19 protein-coding genes and 1 pseudogene are annotated in these 18,992 nt (G+C 64.1%); 12 read left to right on the top strand and 8 right to left on the bottom strand.

What is annotated here, in order from left to right:
- Window positions 1-47 precede the first annotated feature (47 nt).
- The 6 genes from JQ572_RS02265 to JQ572_RS02240 all read right to left on the bottom strand — a co-directional run bounded on the left by JQ572_RS02265 (window position 48) and on the right by JQ572_RS02240 (window position 4,221).
- On the bottom strand, window positions 48-254 hold the full coding sequence (locus tag JQ572_RS02265; RefSeq protein ID WP_211381350.1) for a hypothetical protein: 207 nt from the start codon (window positions 252-254) through the stop codon (window positions 48-50).
- Between the two features lie 72 nt (window positions 255-326).
- Complete coding sequence (locus JQ572_RS02260; RefSeq protein ID WP_211381349.1) at window positions 327-740, bottom strand: Rieske (2Fe-2S) protein; 414 nt, start codon at window positions 738-740, stop codon at window positions 327-329.
- Window positions 741-747: 7 nt separating this feature from the next.
- Window positions 748-1,860, bottom strand: a complete 1,113-nt coding sequence (locus JQ572_RS02255; protein WP_211381348.1) for an amidohydrolase family protein — start codon at window positions 1,858-1,860, stop codon at window positions 748-750.
- Window positions 1,861-1,875: 15 nt separating this feature from the next.
- Window positions 1,876-2,937, bottom strand: coding sequence for an amidohydrolase family protein (locus JQ572_RS02250; RefSeq protein WP_211381347.1), 1,062 nt, complete (start codon window positions 2,935-2,937; stop codon window positions 1,876-1,878).
- 272 nt (window positions 2,938-3,209) lie between these two features.
- The gene (locus JQ572_RS02245; protein WP_211381346.1) at window positions 3,210-3,485 is read right to left on the bottom strand and encodes a YiaA/YiaB family inner membrane protein; all 276 of its coding nucleotides are present in this window, start codon (window positions 3,483-3,485) and stop codon (window positions 3,210-3,212) included.
- Between the two features lie 40 nt (window positions 3,486-3,525).
- Window positions 3,526-4,221, bottom strand: a complete 696-nt coding sequence (locus JQ572_RS02240) for a PspA/IM30 family protein (RefSeq protein WP_211381345.1) — start codon at window positions 4,219-4,221, stop codon at window positions 3,526-3,528.
- Between the two features lie 103 nt (window positions 4,222-4,324).
- Here JQ572_RS02240 and JQ572_RS02235 point away from each other — a divergent pair, with 103 nt between their 5' ends.
- The 4 genes and pseudogenes from JQ572_RS02235 to JQ572_RS02220 all read left to right on the top strand — a co-directional run bounded on the left by JQ572_RS02235 (window position 4,325) and on the right by JQ572_RS02220 (window position 8,417).
- Complete coding sequence (locus JQ572_RS02235; protein WP_211381344.1) at window positions 4,325-4,933, top strand: TetR/AcrR family transcriptional regulator; 609 nt, start codon at window positions 4,325-4,327, stop codon at window positions 4,931-4,933.
- 104 nt (window positions 4,934-5,037) lie between these two features.
- Window positions 5,038-6,492 (top strand): annotated as a pseudogene (gene hydA / locus JQ572_RS02230) (dihydropyrimidinase).
- Window positions 6,493-6,583: 91 nt separating this feature from the next.
- Window positions 6,584-8,203: an ABC transporter substrate-binding protein gene (locus tag JQ572_RS02225; protein WP_211381343.1), complete on the top strand. Its 1,620-nt coding sequence runs from the start codon at window positions 6,584-6,586 to the stop codon at window positions 8,201-8,203.
- 25 nt (window positions 8,204-8,228) lie between these two features.
- Window positions 8,229-8,417, top strand: coding sequence for a hypothetical protein (locus JQ572_RS02220; RefSeq protein WP_211382439.1), 189 nt, complete (start codon window positions 8,229-8,231; stop codon window positions 8,415-8,417).
- Here the strand turns inward: JQ572_RS02220 and JQ572_RS02215 are convergent.
- On the bottom strand, window positions 8,414-8,554 hold the full coding sequence (locus JQ572_RS02215) for a hypothetical protein (protein ID WP_018321489.1): 141 nt from the start codon (window positions 8,552-8,554) through the stop codon (window positions 8,414-8,416). The two genes, JQ572_RS02220 and JQ572_RS02215, sit on opposite strands and share 4 nt — an antisense overlap.
- A 71-nt stretch (window positions 8,555-8,625) precedes the next feature.
- Between JQ572_RS02215 and JQ572_RS02210 the strand changes: the two genes are divergently transcribed.
- The 5 genes from JQ572_RS02210 to JQ572_RS02190 all read left to right on the top strand — a co-directional run bounded on the left by JQ572_RS02210 (window position 8,626) and on the right by JQ572_RS02190 (window position 13,407).
- On the top strand, window positions 8,626-9,204 hold the full coding sequence (locus JQ572_RS02210; protein WP_211381342.1) for an alpha-ketoglutarate-dependent dioxygenase AlkB: 579 nt from the start codon (window positions 8,626-8,628) through the stop codon (window positions 9,202-9,204).
- A 200-nt stretch (window positions 9,205-9,404) separates the two neighbouring features.
- Window positions 9,405-9,809: a DUF3606 domain-containing protein gene (locus tag JQ572_RS02205; RefSeq protein WP_211381341.1), complete on the top strand. Its 405-nt coding sequence runs from the start codon at window positions 9,405-9,407 to the stop codon at window positions 9,807-9,809.
- A gap of 152 nt (window positions 9,810-9,961) precedes the next feature.
- Window positions 9,962-11,584 (top strand): flavin monoamine oxidase family protein, encoded by a 1,623-nt coding sequence (locus tag JQ572_RS02200; RefSeq protein ID WP_211381340.1) that lies wholly within the window; start codon window positions 9,962-9,964, stop codon window positions 11,582-11,584.
- Between the two features lie 29 nt (window positions 11,585-11,613).
- On the top strand, window positions 11,614-12,129 hold the full coding sequence (locus tag JQ572_RS02195; RefSeq protein ID WP_372703138.1) for a hypothetical protein: 516 nt from the start codon (window positions 11,614-11,616) through the stop codon (window positions 12,127-12,129).
- Between the two features lie 270 nt (window positions 12,130-12,399).
- Window positions 12,400-13,407, top strand: coding sequence for a helix-turn-helix domain-containing protein (locus tag JQ572_RS02190; RefSeq protein ID WP_211381339.1), 1,008 nt, complete (start codon window positions 12,400-12,402; stop codon window positions 13,405-13,407).
- A gap of 54 nt (window positions 13,408-13,461) precedes the next feature.
- Here JQ572_RS02190 and JQ572_RS02185 read toward each other — a convergent pair whose 3' ends face one another.
- Complete coding sequence (locus JQ572_RS02185; protein ID WP_211381338.1) at window positions 13,462-15,612, bottom strand: methyl-accepting chemotaxis protein; 2,151 nt, start codon at window positions 15,610-15,612, stop codon at window positions 13,462-13,464.
- 69 nt (window positions 15,613-15,681) lie between these two features.
- On the opposite strand from JQ572_RS02185, the gene JQ572_RS02180 reads away from it, so the two are divergent.
- The 3 genes from JQ572_RS02180 to JQ572_RS02170 all read left to right on the top strand — a co-directional run bounded on the left by JQ572_RS02180 (window position 15,682) and on the right by JQ572_RS02170 (window position 18,929).
- Window positions 15,682-15,984, top strand: a complete 303-nt coding sequence (locus JQ572_RS02180; RefSeq protein WP_211381337.1) for a hypothetical protein — start codon at window positions 15,682-15,684, stop codon at window positions 15,982-15,984.
- A 427-nt stretch (window positions 15,985-16,411) separates the two neighbouring features.
- The gene (locus JQ572_RS02175; protein WP_211381336.1) at window positions 16,412-17,341 is read left to right on the top strand and encodes an alpha/beta hydrolase; all 930 of its coding nucleotides are present in this window, start codon (window positions 16,412-16,414) and stop codon (window positions 17,339-17,341) included.
- A 364-nt stretch (window positions 17,342-17,705) separates the two neighbouring features.
- On the top strand, window positions 17,706-18,929 hold the full coding sequence (locus JQ572_RS02170) for an ABC transporter substrate-binding protein (protein WP_211381335.1): 1,224 nt from the start codon (window positions 17,706-17,708) through the stop codon (window positions 18,927-18,929).
- The last annotated feature ends 63 nt before the right edge of the window (window positions 18,930-18,992 follow it).

Below are 18,992 nucleotides of genomic sequence, written 5' to 3'. Positions count from 1 at the left end.
GTTCGCTCACTCCCTCGCCCGCTATTATGGGGGAGTGGTCAAGAAGCCTACAGTGTCTCTTGCTGGTGCCCGCAATTCTTGCAGGCGAACTTGGCTCTGGACTGGCCTCTTTCCGCCTGGACCCGGTTCGGCGCGCCGCACTTGCCACAGACGGCCTCGATGCGGGTCGAGCCCTGCTTGACGACGATGGACTTCTTTTCCATCGATTCGCGGATCAGGCGCTCGGCCTCCTCGCGCAGGGATTGTTTCGACAAAGCTCGTCTCCGCCTCTGAAAGCGCGAGAGGCATATCGCACCTGCGCCGAAATCACAATCCGAAACGACCGATCACACCTCGACAATCACGTAGCTGTCCTCGACATGCACGGGGAAGGTCTCGGCGACATACGGGCCCTTCTGCAGCTCCTCGCCGCGTTCCACGGCGACCGGATAGGACCGTATCCTGACGCGCTTCGGATCGAACCAGGACTGGCCGTTGCGCATGTCGAATTCCCAGCCGTGCCAGGGACAGCGCAACATCTCGCCGACGCGCGAGCGCTCATAGACGCCAGGCTCGGGCGAGGTCAGCCGCGCCACGCATGCGGCTTTTTCAAGCGGCGCGCCCTCGTGCGGGCAGCGGTTCAATAGCGCGAAGAACTCGCCGTTGACGTGGAACACGACGATATCGCGGCCGGCGATATCGACGACCTTGTTGCCGCCGGGCGGGATCTCGGTTGTGCGGGCGACGATATGACGGCTCATGCTGATCTCAGAACTTGTAGACCGCGCGGGCGTTCGTGCTGAATATCTTCTTCCGCTCGGCCTCAGACAGCGGCGTCTTGAAGGCGAAGCGCGGATCGTCGAAATCCCAATGCGGATAGTCCGACGAGAACAACAGGCGGTCTACGCCGACCCACTCGATCAGCGAGCGCAGATGCCGCGCCTCGTCCGGCTCGTCGATCGGCTGCGTCGTGAACCAGAAATTCTCGCGCACATATTCCGACGGTTTTCGCTTGAGATGCGGCACCTCGCTGCGGAACCGCTCAAAATGCTGGTCCATGCGCCACACCGCCGACGGGATCCAACCGAAGCCGCCCTCGATGAACACGATCTTCAGCTTTGGAAACCGCTCGGGCACGCCTTCAATGACGAGGCTCGCAAGCTGCGCCGCGATGGTATGCGCGTTGGACTGGTGCTCCTCGACATAATAGGACGGCCAGCCGCCGCCCGTCGGCGCGTGGCCGCCATAGCCGCCGACATGGATGCCGAGCGGCAAGTCGAGCTCCTGCGCGCGCTCGTAGATCGGCCAGTAGCGGCGACGGCCGAGCGGCTCGTTGGCGCGCGGCGAGACGTTGATCTGGATGTATTCGCCGATTTTCGCGCAGCGCTCGATCTCGGCGATGGCGAGATCAACGCCATCCTGTCCGACCAGGATCGAGGCCTTCAGGCGCGGATCGCGATGCGACCAGAATGCAAGCTGCCAGTCGTTGATCGCACGCTGGATCGCCGCGCCGAAGTCAAGGTTCTGCTGCGAGAAGATGAAGAGATCGAGCACCTGCAATATCCCGAACTCGACGTCGAGCGGATCGAGATGCTGCTTCTGCATGAAGGCGAGATCGGAGCCGGGCGGCCCGCCGGTCGGCGGCCAAGCATCGCGCCGCGCGATCAGCGGCGAGGAGCGCGGATAGGGCGTCGTGAAAAGGTAGGGCGTGCGCAGATGGCTGCCGTATTCCTTCAGATGCTGCTGCCAGCGTTTCGGCAGGAACTCGTTGAGATCGTCCGTCGATCGCAAGCTAGGATGCACGTCGCAATCGACGATGCGCAGCCGCGTCGCGGCGGGTTTTTCCTCGTCGAGCAAGGGTCGGTCGATGACGTCACTCATGCGATCCTCCAATGTTCAATTGAGCGACAACCGCGGAAACGTCTCCAGCGGATTGTCGACGCACATCTTGTCGATGATGCTCTTCGGCAGATGCGGCGGGATCGGATCGTTGCCGTCAAACTGCCAGTGCGGATAGTCGGAGGCGAACAGGAACATCTTTTCGGAGCCGATCTGGTCGATGATCTCCTCGACACTTTTCGCGTCCGCCGGCGCATCGAACGGCTGCATGGTAACGCGGAAATTGTCGCGGATGATCGCGGCCGGCTCGCGCTCGACCCACGGCACCTCGACGCGTACGCCGCGCCAGGTCTTGTTGGCGCGCCACATGAAGGCCGGCAGCCAGCTCACGCCCGACTCCATCAGCACGACCTTCAGGTCCGGAAATTTGCCGAACACGCCCTCATAGATCAGGCTCAGGATCTGAGCCTGAAACGCCTGCGCCTCGACGAAGTAGTATTCGTAGCGGTGCGACGGCCAGCCGGCCGAGCTCGGCGCCTGCCGATATTGCGTACCCGCATGGATCGCGAGCGGCAGCCTGTACTTCTCGGCGAGCCGGTAGACCGGCCAGAAGTGGCGCCGTCCCAGCAGCGTCTCGCCCTGCGCCAGCACCAGGATCGACACGAAGCGGTTGTCGCCGGCGCGGCGTTCGATCTCCTCGATCGCCAGATCCGGGTCCTGCATCGGCACCACGATGGAGGCGCGCAGGCGCGGATCGCGCGACAGCCACTCGGCGGCGATCCAGTCGTTGATCGCCTTGCAGAAGTCAGCCGCCATGTAGGCATCGAACACCGCCTGTGCGCCATAGAGCACGTTGAGGATCGCGTGGCTGGCACCCAGCTGCTCGAACGCGCCCTTCTGCACCATGGCAAGGTCGGAACCGGGCTTGGCGCCACCGGCCGGCCGCCAGTCGGCGCGGCCCGAAAGCGGCATGCTCGGCGGATAACTCGTGAGATCGAGCCCGTCGATGGCGCGGCTCACCACCTGCTCCTTCCAGTGATCGCTGAGATAGGGAAGCAGTGTCGTACGCGTGCCACCAACCGCCGGGTGGATGTCGCAGTCGATCCGCGTCGCCGTCATGGAGCTTCCTCGCCAAGATCTTGTACGTACGTCTTTTTTGGCGGCGTTCTTTGTGCGCCGCTTGCGCAGAGTGCTCCGGCCGCCGCGGCTGCGCAAGACCGCCCGCCCGTGCGATCCGTCATGGCTCGGTTGCATTTCGCAGGCGCGATATGAAAGCCGCAGAAGTATGTTGCGGCGTTCCACAAATGAGCAGCAGCGGCGGATGAGGTGCACCCGCCGCTTCGCGTCGTGCCTGGCTTCGTTTTCCTACGCGCCCACTCAAGCCGCCTCGTTCAAGCCGCCTTGGAGACTTCCATCAGCAGGCGTTCGGCCTTGGCATCCTCGATGCGGTTCACCAGCCGGCTGCTCTCATGATTGTCGCGGACCGTCTTGGTCAGGGTGATGCAGGTCTGGATCAGCATCACGACGCCCATGGTGAGATAGCCTTTCATCCAGAGATCGATCGGCAGGAAGAAGACGCCGATAGCAACAAGGAAGGCGGAGGCTGCGAAGGACGCATAAGTGAAGGTCACCCAGGCGCTGCTGTGGGGCTGGCCGTTCTGGTTCATGATGGTCTCCTGTTGGTTCGAACGATGATCGGGTTTGAGATCACGCAGTCGGCGTGCGCCTGGATTTCAACCGCGCCAGCACGTCGTCCGCGGTGGTCTTGAGCCGGGGGCCGAAGCCCTGCTCGGCGAGTTTTTCGGCGGTGGCGAGCGGACCGGAGGCCGCATCGAGTTCGACCAGGGCATCGTCGGCGGCCTGGGCTGCCATCTGCCGGTCGCGTAGACGTCTCAAAGTGCTCTCCGCCTCCGGCAGCGTTGATTCGTAAGGACGTGCCGCTTCGATGCCGCTGCGGCGAAGCGAGCGCACCGCTTCCGAGGCGCGGGCGACGCGACGACCGCGGTCGAGCTCGGTGATACGCGCCTGAGCGCTTGCCACATGCCGCTTCAGCCGCGCGATCTCGGTCGCGAACAAGGCACGTGCCGTCATCGCCGCATCGCGGTCGGCCTCCAGGCCCGCGATGGCTTCGGCGGCGTCCTTGGCGAGATCCTCACGGCCGCCGTCGAGCGCCGCAACTGCGCGGGTCTCGAGATCGGCAATGCGGGCGACGGTCGCCTCGAGCTTGCGGCCTTCCTGCTGGTCTTGCGCGATCGCCAGCGCAAGCGTCCGCTTGCTGCGCTCGACGGCGGCTGCCGCGTCGCGCATCTGCTGGTCGAGGATCAGAAGGGCCGTGCGGTCTTCCAGCTCCTCGCCTGCGGCGGCAACGCTGCCGCGGAAAAGTGTCACTACGGTCTTGAACATCTGCTGCTCCCTGTTATGAGCGTTGCTCACAGATGATTTGTAGCAGAGAACTTGAACATCGTTCAATAAATATTTGAGCGACGCTCAATAATTTGGCGATGAAATGACTAAGACCCTGGAACGTCGAGAGAAATTGCGCACGGAGCTGATCTTGGCGGCGGAACGAATGATCGCGGTTCGCGGATTGGCAGGCCTGAAAACTCGCGATCTGGCGCGCGAGATCGGCTGCGCCAATGGCGCAGTCTATAATCTGGTCGCCGATGTGGACGAGTTGGTCCTGCGCGTCGGCTCGCGCACGCTACGGCGGCTCGACGAGGCGCTCAGCGCGGCAGTGCGCGCGGGCAATCCATCGCCGCAGGAGACGCTGGTCCGCATCGCGATCGCCTATTGCGATTTCGCCGCCGAAAATCTCCAGCTCTGGCGCGCGTTGTTCGAGCACCGCATGGAGGCCGACAAGGCCGTGCCCGACTGGTCCATCGAGGACCAGATGCAGTTGTTCAGGCACATCTACGTGCCGCTGGCCGCGCTGTTTCCAAAGCGAGGCGCGGAGGAGCTCGGCGTCACCGCGCGCAGTCTGTTCTCGTCCGTGCATGGCATGGTGGCGCTCGGGCTGGAGCAGAAACTGGTGGCAGTTCCATTACCGGCGCTGCGCAAGGAAATCGCCGGCCTGGTGCGTGCGATGATCGACGGGTTGATCGCGCAAGCGGCGTAGAGGCCGAGTGCGAAGCCGCTGGCGACGTGTGACTAAAATTTCGCCTGTCGCATTGCGCTCAGCGCGCCTAGCCTTCGCGAGGTCCCCCTCCTCCGGAGCCTCCCATGTCCCTCCTCATCCGCGGCGGCACCGTCGTCAATCATGATCATTCGCGCCGTGCGGACGTGCTGATCGACGGCGAGACCATCGTCGCGGTCGGGGCATCGGTCGAGACGCCCACCGGTTGCGAGATCCTCGATGCCGGTGGCGCCTACGTCATCCCGGGCGGGATCGATCCGCACACCCATCTCGAAATGCCGTTCATGGGCACCGTGACCGCCGACGATTTCGAATCGGGCACCAAGGCGGCGCTGACCGGCGGCACCACGATGGTGGTGGATTTCTGCCTGCCCGACCCCGGCCAGTCGATGCTCGCGGCCTACCAGGAGTGGCGGCACAAATCGGAGAAGGCAGCCGCCGACTACGGCTTCCACATGGCGGTGACATCGTAGTCGAAGCAGATCCATGACGAGATGGAGACTGTGGTCAAGACCTACGGCATCAACACTTTCAAGCATTTCATGGCCTACAAGGGCGCGCTGATGGTGAACGACGACGAGCTCTACAACTCGTTCGCGCGCTGCGCCCATCTCGGCGCCATGCCGGTGGTGCATGCGGAGAACGGCGACGTCGTCGCCTTGATGCAGGAGGCGTTGATCGCGCGCGGCGTCACCGGCCCCGAGGGACACGCCTATTCGCGGCCGCCGGAGGTCGAGGGCGAAGCCACCAACCGTGCCATCATGATCGCCGACATGACGGGGACGCCGGTCTACATCGTGCACACCAGTTGCCGCGAGGCGCATGAGGCGATCGCCCGCGCACGCGCGGCGGGCAGACGCGTCTATGGCGAGCCGCTGATCCAGCACCTGCTGCTCGATGCGGATGAATACCAGAACAAGGACTGGGATCATTCCGCCCAGCGCGTGATGTCGCCGCCGTTCCGCGACAGGTCGCATCAGGACAGCCTGTGGGCCGGCCTGCAAGCCGGCTCGCTCTAGGTGGTCGCAACCGACCACTGCGCCTTCACCACGGAGCAGAAGCGGTTCGGGCGCGACGACTTCAGGAAGATCCCGAACGGCACCGGCGGCCTCGAAGATCGCCTCGCGCTGCTGTGGACGGCGGGCGTCACCACGGGACGGCTGACGAAGGAGGAATTCGTCGCAGTGACGTCGGCGAACATCGCCCGCATCCTCAACATCTATCCGCGCAAGGGCGCGGTCGCCGTGGGCTCCGATGCGGACGTCGTGGTATGGGATCCCAAGGCGAGCAAGACCATCAGCGCGAAGCGGCAGATGAGCCGGATCGATTACAATGTGTTCGAGGGCTTTTCCTGCACCGGCGGACCGGCGGCGACGCTATCGCGCGGCCGCGTCGTCTGGAACGACGGCGATTTGCGCGCCGAGGCCGGTGACGGTCATTATGTCGAGCGCCCGGCGTTCTCGCCCGTGCATGTGGCAAACTCGACCTGGAAGGAGCTGACCGCCCCGCGCGCGGTCGCACGCGGAGCGGTGACACCGTAAGACGCGATCGACGCGGGATGCGACGCCATGAATCCCGGTTGATGGCACGCGCTTTGCCTCTTTATGTCGCAACTTTCTCCTGGAGGCCGCGATGAGCGCATCATCTTTCGACGTAAACCGCCGCGACGTGCTCGGCGGCCTCGGCATCGCTGGAATGACCGCCGTCGCGCCGCGCTTTGCCTGGGCGCAGGGGCGCGCAGAGACGCTGCTGGTGGTGCAGGAACTGGGGCCGAACTCGCTGGACATGCAGGGGGTCGGCTCCAACCAGACCGTGAACGGCCTGTCCTGGAATTGTTACGATCGCCTGCTGACCTACGCGTCCACGACACTGCCCGATGGGACTGTGTCCTATGACCGCGAGAAGCTGGCGCCCGAACTCGCCGAGAGCTGGGAGGTTGCCGCCGACGGCATGTCCTGCACCTTCCGCTTGCGGAAAGACGCGAAATTCCACGACGGCACGCCTGTTACCGCGAAGGACGTCAAATGGTCGTTCGACCGCGCGGTGAAGGTCGGCGGCTTTCCGACCTTTCAGATGTCGGCGGGATCGCTGGAAAAGCCCGAGCAGTTCGTCGTGGTCGACGACCACACGTTCCGCATCGACTACGTCCGCAAGGACAAGATGCTGCTGTTCAACGTCGCAGTGGTCGTGCCCTTCGTCATCAACTCGGAGCTTGCGAAAAAGAACGCGACGCCGGAAGACCCCTGGGCGCTGGCGTGGCTCAGGAACAACGAGGCCGGCGGCGGCGCCTACAGGATCGAAAGCTGGAAGCCGGGCAGCGAGACCGTGCTGGCGCGGTTCGACGACTGGAAGAGCGGACCGCTGCCGAAGCTCCGGCGCGTGATCGCGCGCGACGTCCCCTCCGCCGGCACCCGCCGCGCGATGCTGGAGCGTGGCGATGCGGACATCTCGAGCGGCTTTGCGCCACGCGATTTCGAGCAGATCATCAAGGAAGGCAAGGTCAAGGTCTCGGGCGTGCCGATCCCAAACGCGCTCTGGTACGTTGCGCTGAACACAGCGAAGCCGCCGTTCGACAATGTCAAGCTGCGCCAGGCCATCGCCTGGGCGATGCCGTACGAGCAAATCCAGAGCAGCGCCTTCTTCGGCCGTGCCGTTCCCATGTACGGCGGAGCGGCGGACGTTTCAAAGCCGGTCTGGCCGCAGCCGTTTCCCTACGTCACCGATCTCGACAAGGCCAAGGCGCTGATGAAGGAGGCGGGATTCGAAGCCGGACTGGAGACCACGTTGTCGCTCGACACCGGCACCGCCACGGTCGGCGAGCCGACCGCCATCCTGATCCAGGAGAGCCTGGCCAGGGTCGGCATCAAGGCGGCGATCGAGAAGATTCCCGGCGCGAACTGGCGCACCACGCTGAACAAGAAGGAGCTGCCGCTCGCGCTCAACCGCTTCAGCGGCTGGCTGGACTATCCCGAATATTACTTCTACTGGAATTTCCACGGCAACAATTCGATCTTCAACATCTCCTCGTACCAGAACAAGGAGATGGACGCGCTGATCGACAAGGCGCGGTTCACCACGGACGCAGCCGAGTACGACAAGGCCGTGAAGGATTTCATCACGCTCTGCATGCGCGACGTTCCCGTCGTCCCGCTCAACCAGCCGATCCATGACGTCGCCATGCAGAAGGCGATTAGCGGTTACGAGTTCTGGTTTCACCGCGAGCCGGACTATCGCCAGTTCGCCAAGGGCTAATTTTGGCGGGCAACGCTGACGCTGTGTGAAGCAGATCGCGCCTGCTCGGTCGGAAAGCCTCTTTCCGACCGCCTCGCTCGCGCGCGGCATTGCCAGGACGGCACCGGGATGGGGCTGGCGATCGCGCGCGGTGATGGCGAGCCATGGCGGCTCGATCGGGCTTAAGCCCGCAGACCAGGGCGCGGCCTTCGAGCTGCGGTTTCCCGCAGCCTAGATCGCGAACACCCAAGCCGCGACGATGGTGCCGATGGTGACCAGACCGGCGATGGTCCAGCCGGCGGCATATTCCAGCTCAGGGTGACCGGTCGCCCGCATGATCTCTGCCGGATCGGCGGTATGCTTGTGTGCCATGACAGCCTCGCACGTTACTCCCCGCGTTAATAGATAAGTCGCATCAGCCACCATTAGGTTCCATCACGGAAATGCGAGGAACGACGCAGCTTGGTTTGTTCGCCGATCCGCAAGCCGGCCCTGCGGGGCTTCGCTACGCGGACCAATTCGTCGAGCCCGCCGTCGAGCAGGATCTGATCGGCCGCATCGCAGCATTGCCGCTGCAGCGTTTCCAGTTCGGCGCCTTCGAGGGCAACCGCCGGGTGGCCTCGTTCGGCTATCGCTACGACTATTCGCTGCAGCGGCTGGCCGAGGCCGAGCCGATCCCGGACTGGGTGCTGCCCGTCGCGCGACAGGCCGAGGCATGGGCGGGCCTCGCCGGCGGCAGCGTCCGGCAGGTGCTCTGCACCGAATACGACGCCGGCGTCGGCATCGGCTGGCACCGCGACAAGCCGCATTTCGACAAGATCCTCGGCCTGTCGCTCGGCTCGTCCTGCAAATTCCGCTTCCGCCGCCGCAGCGGCGACAGATGGGAGCGCCACACACTCGAGGCCCGGCCGCGCTCGCTCTACCTGATTGACGGCGAGGCACGCTCGCAATGGGAGCACAGCATCCCGCCGGTCGAGGCGCGCCGATATTCCATCACGTTCCGAACGTTGAAGCAGGCCTGACGGGCCGGCCTCAACAAAAATCGCGAAAACAACCCCATGCACAGTAGAAAGCCGTTGCCGGCGCGAGGCTGGGTCGCGCCGCGCAAACGTTTGACGCATCGGTGCAAAACGCCCGCTCCGCGCAATCGCACGCAGCTCTCACCTTGCCTTCCGAATCCGATTGCATGCTAGACTGGCTGCATCCACGGCAGGAGGAAAGCATGGCGGACGACAAGGCAAAGCGCGGCGGCGCGGATCGCGCGCTGATTGCGCTCACCGAGAAATACGAAGTCGCCTACTGGACGAAGAAGTTCAAGGTGACGCCGGCCAAGCTGAAATACGCCGTCAAGAAGGTCGGCCACTCCGCCAAGAAGGTCGAGGCCTACATCAAGCTCCAGAAGCACCGCGCCGCCGACAAGAGCCGGATCGCGCTCAGCGAGGCCTATGAGGTCCGCTACTGGTCGAAGAAATTCAAGATCACGCCCGCGAAGCTGAAGGCCGCCGTCGCCGCGGCCGGCCATTCGTCGAAGAAGGTCGAAGCCTATCTTGCGGCCCAGAAGGCGGCAAAGAAGGCAAAGAAGAAGAAGACGGCGAAGAAGGCCGCCACGCGAAAGAAAGCCGCCTGAGAGCGCGGCGCGAACCGCCCTTGCAACGCACACGGCCGAAGGCCGGCCGCTGTGGCGCAGCTCTCGACTCTTCCTGAGATTGCACGTTAATCTTGGTACTATCCGTCCATTTCCGGCGGAATTGCAGGATTTGTGAACCGGGGAAGCACGCCATGCGTTCGCTGTTTGCGCGGCTGCACCGGCGTTACGGACCCAGGATTTCGGGTGCGGAGCGCCAGCGACGGGTCAGGGACAAGCTCGCCCTTCAACCCACCCGGCCATCGATCCGCTCACCCACCGCGCTCCGCGCGCTGGCGGTGCGACGCCCGAAAGTCGCGATCGTCGGCGGCGGCTTTGCCGGCCTGATGGCGGCGTCCGAACTGGTGGCGCATTGCGACGTGACGCTGTTCGAGGCCCGTGACCGCTTCGGCGGCCGGGTTTTCAGCAAGAAGAAGCCGAGCGGCATCGTCGAGGCCGGCGGGGAGCTGATCGGCTACAATCATCCGCTCTGGCTCGGTCAGGCCAAGCGATTCGAGCTCGGCCTGTCCGTCATCACCTCGGACACCAGTTTCGACGCGCTCGAGCTCGACATGCCGCTGTTTCTCGATGGCGACAAGCTGTCCGAGGGCCAGATGAAGCGGGTCTATCACGAGATGGACGATGCCTTCGGCAAGCTCAGCCGGTGGGCCGGCAGGATCGATCCCCGCAAGCCCTGGCGCGCCAAGGGCGCAAAGAAGCTCGACGCCAGGACGATCGCGGAGTGGATCGCCAGCCTCGACTGCTCGAAGCTCACCAGGCACGCCATGGAAGAGCAGTTCTCCAACGACGCCGGCCAGCCGACCACCGAGCAGAGCTTTCTCGCCAACCTCGCCGTCATCGCGGGCGGGCGGATGAAGGATCAGATCGACGCCTTCTTCACCCAGACCGAAACGTTGCGTTGCTCGGAAGGTAACCAGGAGCTCGCCATTCGTCTCGCGCGCGACATCCGGGACAAGGGCGCCAGCACCCATTTGTCGACGCCGGTGCGCGCCATCCGTATCGACCGCGAAGGCGTGACCCTGGACCTCGGCACCTCCGGAAACGACGCGCCCCGCACGACCTTCGCCGCCGACTACGCCGTGCTCGCGATACCGCCGAGCCTGTGGCCGGATTCACCCGACGCCAAGATCGCGATCACGCCCCCTTTGCCGCACGACTATTACGTCTCGATGGGGACGGCGGTAAAATATCTCAGTCCGCTCAAGAAGCGGTTCTGGATCGGCGAGGGCCTCGCTCCGACGGCGATCTCGAACCGGTTCGGCGTCACCTGGGAAGGGACGGACAACCAGATCGCCCCGCCGGAGCGTCCGGTCGAGCTCAGCCTGTTTGCCGGCGCCGACGTCGCCAAGGAAGCGCTCAAGCACTACCAGCCCGGCGACCAGACGCGGATCGACGCGTTCTATGCGCGGCAGATCGGCGGCGTCTACAAGGGCTATGTCGAGCATCTGGCCGGCGAGCCCGAGTTCATGGCCTGGCCGCGCGATGAATGGACCGCCGCCGGCTATTCCTGTCCCGCCCCCGGCGAGGTCTGCCGCGCCGGGCCGCTGCTGGCCAGGGGTTTCGAGGACCGCCTGTTCTTTGCCGGCGAGCACACCTGCTTTGCCTATTTCGGCTACATGGAAGGCGCGCTGCAGTCCGGCCAGACGGTCGCCGCAGCCATCATCAAGGCCCTCGACAAGCAGCATGGCGCGCACGGCTCTGCCAGGAGCGGCAGTTCTGTCATAGGATCGCGGTCTCTCGCGGCGTCGAAGCCATGAGAAGCCGCGACGGGAGAGGAGCGACACGAATGACATTCAGGACATGGCCCCGGTCAGGGATCTGGGCCTGCACCGTCTCTGCTCTCGCTTTCGCCGGCGCCTCCGGCATGGCCGGCGCCTCAGGCGCGACGCCCGCAAAGGTCTCGGGCTCGACAGCACTGGCGCTCGCGGCGGTGATCGCGCCGCTGTCGCCGACCCTGTCGGGGTCCGAGAAGAAGGCGATGGCGATGCTGTTCGCCGCAAGCAGCGACATTCCCTACAAGAAGCCGATCGTGGTGACCGCGGACAGAATCGTCTGCCGTACCGGCAATGTCGACATCACCGTGCGAAGCTGCGAGATCACCATCGGCAAGAAGACCAAGACCGTGAACGGCTCCACGGCCAACGAGATCTTCGCCACCGAAGCCTTGGCCGGCATCCCGCCCGACGGTGCGGCGGGATCGAACTTCGAGAGCCTGACGCAGCTGAGCTGCACGATCGACCCCAATGCCATCCGCCGGAAGGACGGCAGCGGGGCTGATTGCACGTTCCAGCCGGGGAATTGAGCGCCGGCGACACCGGAATTGCGCATCGGTCGTATCCTTGCAGACGAGCGCCGACAAAACCGAATGGCGACGAGCGTTGCCAACCGCTCGCAGCATTTCAAATTCCACCAAGTCGCAGCATGCAGTGCCATTTGCCGGTTTCCGATATGCGGCAAATGCGCGCGTAGCGCCCCACCAAATGGAATTGCCGTCCACGGCTGCTTGCGGGATAGAGCTTCACGGCGCGCGAGCGCGTTATGCAATTCGAGATTGGTGGCGACTTACCGATAGTTGCGTAGATTTGCGGCCGCAGATTCGGATTCTCGTTTACCGGGTGACATCATTTATCTGGATAAGTATGAGGCGGTGCACTCGCACGACAGTGAGCTTGCGCGGGAGCGGCTGTTCAGCGTGTACGGCGCGGACGGCTTCGACAAGGGGCGTGGAAAATTCGGTATCCGGGCGAACTACGCCAAACTGACGGCCGTGGGTCTGGGCTTTTGCTCGTACGATTGTCCCGTCGTGGTGACGTATCCCGAAGCGAACTTCGTGCGGCAATTCTTCTCCATTGAGGGCCGGGCAAGCTTCACCACGTCGGACAGGAGCACCTCGATCGGCGCCTGGACGCCCATCGTCGACGGAAAGTCGCGGCTGCGACTGGAATTCGGCGAGGGCTATCGGCAACTGGTGCTGCGCATCGATACGCTGGCGCTCGAACGCACCATCAAGGCGCTTGCCGGTGACGCAAGTGACAAGCGGCTGGAATTATCCGAATGCGATCCGAACCCGTCCAGCATGTCATTCGTGCGGCGGCAGGTCTTCCATCTCGCAGAGGAGCTGGAGGCGTTTGCCGATCAATATTCCCCTCTTGCCCGGGCCGAGCTGGAGCGCGAGCTGGTCGTCAGGTTTCTCCTGGCCCATGAGCACAACTTCTCGGATCTGCTCAGGCGTGAACCGCGCGGCGCTGGGCGCAACGCGGTCGAGAGGATCGAGGCGTTCATCGAGGCGAACTGGAGCCGGCCGATCGATCTCGAGGAAATCGCAGGCATTGCGAACGTCAGTGTCCGCACCGTTTTTCGCGAGTTCGCCCGCGCCGGCAAAGGCTCGCCCGCGCAGTTCGCGAAGCGGGTTCGGCTACAGCGGGCGGGAGAGTTGCTGCGATCTCCCTCCGACGGCACCACGGTGACCGCCGTCGCATTTCGCTGCGGCTTCCAGAACATCGGACGCTTCGCCGCGGACTATCTTCGGCTCCATGGCGAGCTTCCGTCAGAGACGCTGAAGCGCGCGCAGTCGCGCTAGCGGCCGCGGCGATCGCTCTCGCTGCGGCCGAAGCATGGTCCATCGATGGACCGATCAGGCCGCTCGCACGGTCGTCAGGAACTTGTCCACCTCCGTCTTGAGACGGTTGCTCTCGACGGAGAGCGACTGCGCGGAGGACAGGACCTGCGAGCAGGCCGAGCCCGTTTCCGATGCGCCGCGCTGGACATTGACGATGTTGGAGGAAACGTCCTGGGTGCCCCGCGCGGCTTGCTGGACATTGCGCGAGATCTCCTGGGTGGCGGCCCCCTGCTCTTCGACAGCCGCGGCAACAGCCGTCGATATCTCGGACAAATGTCCGATCGTTCCGCCGATCAGTTCGATCGCGGCAACCGATTCCTGCGTTGCCGTCTGGATGCTGGCGATCTGCTGGCCGATCTCGCCGGTTGCTTTGGCAGTCTGCTCAGCCAGCGCCTTCACCTCGGACGCCACGACAGCGAAGCCACGGCCAGCATCGCCGGCGCGCGCCGCTTCGATCGTTGCGTTCAGCGCAAGGAGGTTGGTCTGCCCCGCGATGTTGCTGATCAGCTCGACGACGTCGCCGATCCTGGCGGCCGCCCGCGACAGCTCGCTGACGCGGGCGTTGGTCTGGCGAGCCTGACTGACCGCCTCGGCCGCCATCTTGGCGGAATCCTGAACCCGCCGGCTGATCTCGGTCACCGACGAGGACATCTCCTCGGTGGCGGAAGCAACGGACTGAACGTTGGTCGACGCTTCCTCCGACGCCGCGGCAACCGTGGTCGAAAGCCGCTGCGTTGATTCCGCGGTATTGGTCAGTGTGCCCGCGGTCGCCTCGAGCTCGGTCGCTGCGGAGGCGACGGTCTCGATGATATTGCCTACGGCGGCTTCGAACTCGCCGGCCAGTCTCTGCATGTCGGCCCGGCGCTGGGCGGCCGTCCGCTTCTCCAGATCTCGTTGCGCCTCTCGGTCGAACCCGAGCTTGGCCTGAAGCGCCTGGAGATTGCGGAGCGCGACTCCTGCCTCATCATCGCGCTCGACGGTGACGCGGCTGTTGAAAACCCCTTGCGCGATCTTCGACATGATCTCGTTCAAATGCGCCAGCGGTCTGGTGATCGCGCGGACAGTCGTCAGGGAGAGCCAGGCCGCGGCGAGCAAGCCAAGGCACAGCGCAGCAATCGCAACCACATTCGCGACAAGGAACGAAGCTTCCGCGGCATCGTATTCGGCCTTCGCCTCCTTGACCTGGATCGCCACCAGCCGATCCATGTCCGTCTTTGCGGCGTCGAAGAGTTGCGCTGCCCTGCCAATCATGTGGGCGTTCAGCTCGTCGAATCTGCGATCGGCCAGCATTCCGAGTGCGGGCTTGAGACCCCGCTCGACATACTCGATCCGCTTCGGGGTGAATGAGTCCGCGACCGACTTCTCCTCCGGAGTGAGATACGTCGCCATATAGTCCGACCAGAGCTTGCCGATCCTCTCGACGTTGGCGGCGATGGCGCTTTGAACGTTAGCGCCGTCGTGACCGTTGCGACCCTCGATTGCGGAACGCAACATGACGAGCGAGCTTTCCTTCATGCGATCGTTGATCTCGAAGAGCTGGGCAAGAGGAACCGAGCGATCTTCATAGATCGACTTGGCACGCTGATTGACCTGGCTCATCCCAACGAGACCGACGATGCCGATGATCAGCATGGAGGCCGAAAGAACGCCAACCATCGTGGTGAGCCGGGCCTTGAAGGACCGCGTGAGCGGCGAAAGGACGTCGAGCGGCGAGCGCTTCCGGATCATGCCGGCTTCGATCTTGAAAACGTTGGCCTTCTTGTCCCGAATCGCGGTGTAGACTCGCTCGGCCTGTTCGCGCTGGTCCGCGGGCAGCCTGGTCCGGATCGACATGTAGCCGACCACGTGACCGCCCTCCCAGATCGGTGTGGCGCTCGCCAGCACCCAATAGAAATCACCGTTCTTGCGGCGGTTCTTGACGGCGCCAGCCCACGCCTTGCCCGCCTTCAAGGTCTCCCAGAGATTGGCGAAGGCCTCCGGCGGCATATCTGGATGCCTGACGATATTATGAGGCTGCCCAGCCAGTTCCTGCTCGGTGAAGCCCGACGCCTCGACGAACTGGTCGTTGAAATAGATGAGATTGCCCTTGAGATCGGTCTTGGACACGATCAGGGTTTCGTCTGTCAGCGGATATTCGACGCCCGTAACAGGCAAGTTGGTGCGCATGGTTTATTCGCTCTGGCTATTGATCGATGTAAAATGGAGATGCGGCGTCTAGAGCAGCAGGATTTTCTGATGGGCCACGTCCAGGAGACGCTGGGTGAACTCGATCTGGTCTGCAAACTCCTGACGTTGTCTCGGATCGATCATTCGCGTCTCGATCGCGCGTGCATGATGCATTGCCAGTTCGAGCCGTCCGGCCAGGAGAACGAAAGCCTCTCGCGCGCCTGCACGCAGCGCTGCAACCTCGGCGGCCGAACCGGCATCCACGCGCCTCGCTACATCCGGCGCGCCTGCGCGTGGCTTCGAATGAAACTGAATGACATTCGACATGCGGTACTCCCGCCGCGGAAATCCGACCGGCCGGACGACTACTAACTCAGTCGAGTTATCAGGTTATTTGATCGATCCACGACACTCTGTCCGGATTCTGACACGCCCGTTAAGCCGACCATGACGAATTGAGGGTGACGGGGTTGCTTCTCTAAAGCCCGCCTAAGAAGCCTGTCGGAAATTGGCAACGAAATCGAACCCCGAGAGACCTACATGCGAGAACTTGCACGCAAAAACTTGCAGGCCAGAGCTTGCACCATCGAACAACCGCCATCCACCGGAGCGCCGGCATGGGCGGATGGCACGTTCCGGCCGGTCATTGACCGGCTGCGCCGGGGCTTGTGCAAACAGGTTTCGCCAGGCGGCCCACCGGTGCCGTGAAATCGCCTCAAGGCCAACTAACTAATAAGGCGAATTGAAAAGACAGCCCAAATGCGCGAGCCCATATCAGGCACGCAGGGCCGGCACCGACATGAAGACTTATCTCGCATTTTTTCTGATTCTGACCGTCGCGACAGCCTCTGCGCATGGTCCGGTGCCAGGGCGGCTGACGGCGCCGTCCGATCTCGTGCAGGCGGGCCTCACCGACAACGACACGGCCGCCGGCGGCACGGCGCGGCTGTGCGAGCAGGTCGCCTTCTCGCGTGGCCTGCGCTACGGCGAGAGCGAAGCCAATGTGCTCGATGTCGCCACCAGCACGACCAAGGCGGACACGCCGCGGCCAGTGCTGCTGTTCGTGGCCGGCGACACCTTCACCGGCGACCGCGCCGCGCCGGAGCTGTCGCGCCAGATCCAGGACCAGGTGATGTGCTTTGCCGCGCGCAACGACATGATCGGCGTGCGCGTGAACTACCGGCTGGCGCCCTCGGCGACGTGGCCGACGGGAGCGACCGACGTGGCGGCGGCGCTGTCCTGGGTCCACGGCAATATCGACCTGTTCAACGGCGATGCCCGCGAGATCGTCGCGGTCGGCTACGGCGCCGGCGCGTTCCATGTCGCTACCCTGCTCGCCCATCCCGAACTCCAGACCGACCGCGCCGACGTCGCCGCCGTGGTGCTGGTGTCCGGCATCTACCGCGCGGGCAAGGACGCGAGCGACAGCGAGAAAGCCTATCTCGGCGGCGACGCCGGCCAGTACAACAGCCGGTCGGTCTTCCCCGGCATCCTCAATGTCGACGTGCCGATCGTGCTGGCCTGGGCCGCGGACGATTCCGCTGGAATCATGGCACAGGGCGAGACCCTGAAGAAGACGCTCTGCGGCGCCGGCCACTGTCCGCGCGCCTCGCTGCTGCGCAGCCGCGACGGCATCGCCGCCGCCTTCGGCCTCGACGGCTCCGGCGACAGCCTCGCCGAGCCGACACTGCTGCTGGTGCATCAGTTGGAGGCACGCGGGCTGCCGTAGCGGGGGCTGTGCGGGCTCCTCACCATGAGGGTCTGATATCTCACCGCAAAACGCGACCTCATCCTGAGGGCCCGCCCGTAGGCGGGCGTCTCGAAGGATGGGCCGCAGGCAAGCTGCCCGCCACGCCTTTCTTCATATGCGATAGCCCTGCGCAAGCGGGGCAGGGTCAGGGAGAGGGGTACCACGCGGCACACTCTCTCGATCGTCCGCGCGTCAGCACGCCTGCCGCTTTTGTCCGGGCTGCCATCCGTCGCATCGAACCGTGCCACGAGGCCACACGATTGACAAACGCTTGACCTAGATCAAGCGGCCTTGGTGCGGATTGAGCCGACCTCGATGAGGGGCCAACGTCAAGGTATCGCGCATGCGCGTCTCCGGCAGGATGCTGTTCGTTTCGATGGTTGCCCTGGCATCGCTCGGGGCGATGTCCCAGGAGCGCGCCGATCAACCTACCGCCGACAAAGAAATCCGTATCGGCAATGTCATGCCGTATTCGGGTCCGCTGTCGGAGTTCGGCGCCATCGGCCAGGCGGAAGCTGCCTATTTCGACATGGTCAACGCGCGCGGCGGCATCAACGGCCGCAAGATCCGCTTCGTCACGCGCGACGACAATTCCGACCCGACGACGGCGCTGGAGCTGACGCGCAACCTGGTCGAGAAGGACGACGTGCATTTGATGTTCGGCTCGTTCGGCACGCCCGGCAATCTCGCCGCGCGCTCGTATCTGAACGAGAGGAAGATTCCGCAGCTTTTCGTCGCCTCCGGCGACGAGGAACTGAGCCAGGCCAAGGCGTTTCCCTGGACCATGGGCTGGCAGCCGTCGTTCCGCTCGGAGGGGCGCATCTACGCCAACTATCTCCAGGCCTATTATCCCGGGAAGAAGATCGTGGTGCTCTGGCAGAACGACCAGTTCGGGCGCATGGTCTACAGGGGCATCCAGGAAGGCCTCGGCGACCTGAACCGTCTCGTCCTCGTCGACATCGCCTTCGACATCGCCGACGAGCATCTCGAAGGGCATATCTCTATCCTCAAGCGCGCCGGCGCCGACGTCTTCGTCTTTCTCGGCGTGCCGTCGACGGCGTCCAAGGTGATCAAGCTGGCGGCGTCACTGAAATGGCGCCCGGTCTTCATCGTCAACGATGCCTCCGCCTCGATCGCCAATGCGATGGCGCCCGCGGGCCTGGAGAATTCCTCCGGCGTGATCTCGGCGGCCTTCCTGAAGGATCCGAGCGATCCCGCCTGGAAAGACGATCCCGCCATGAAGGACTGGTTCGCCTTCATGGACAAGTACCATCATGTCGAGAGCACCAACAACAGCGCTGCGGTCTATGGCTACGCCGCGGCCGAGACGCTGACGCAAGTGCTGAAGCAATGCGGCGATGACCTGTCGCGCGATAACATCATGCGTCAGGCGGCCTCGCTCAGGGACCAGCAGCCCTCGGTTGCGTTGCCCAAAATCAGGATGAACACCTCGCCGAACAACTACCTTCCGATCAGGCAGATGCGGCTCGTCCAGTTCGACGGCAGGTCCTGGCAGCCGTTCGGCGAAGTGATCGAGACCGCCTTCACCGAAGGCGCGGCGCGATGAGTTGATTTGGATAGACTGCTGGGCCACCCCTCTCCCCCGCCCCCCGCAAGGGGCAGGGGAAGG

The sequence above is a fragment of the Bradyrhizobium sp. SZCCT0153 genome (assembly GCF_018129995.1).
Lineage (GTDB): Bacteria > Pseudomonadota > Alphaproteobacteria > Rhizobiales > Xanthobacteraceae > Bradyrhizobium > Bradyrhizobium japonicum_G.
The sequence above is the reverse complement of the archived record's forward strand: the minus strand, read 5'-3'. Positions and strand labels throughout refer to the sequence as shown.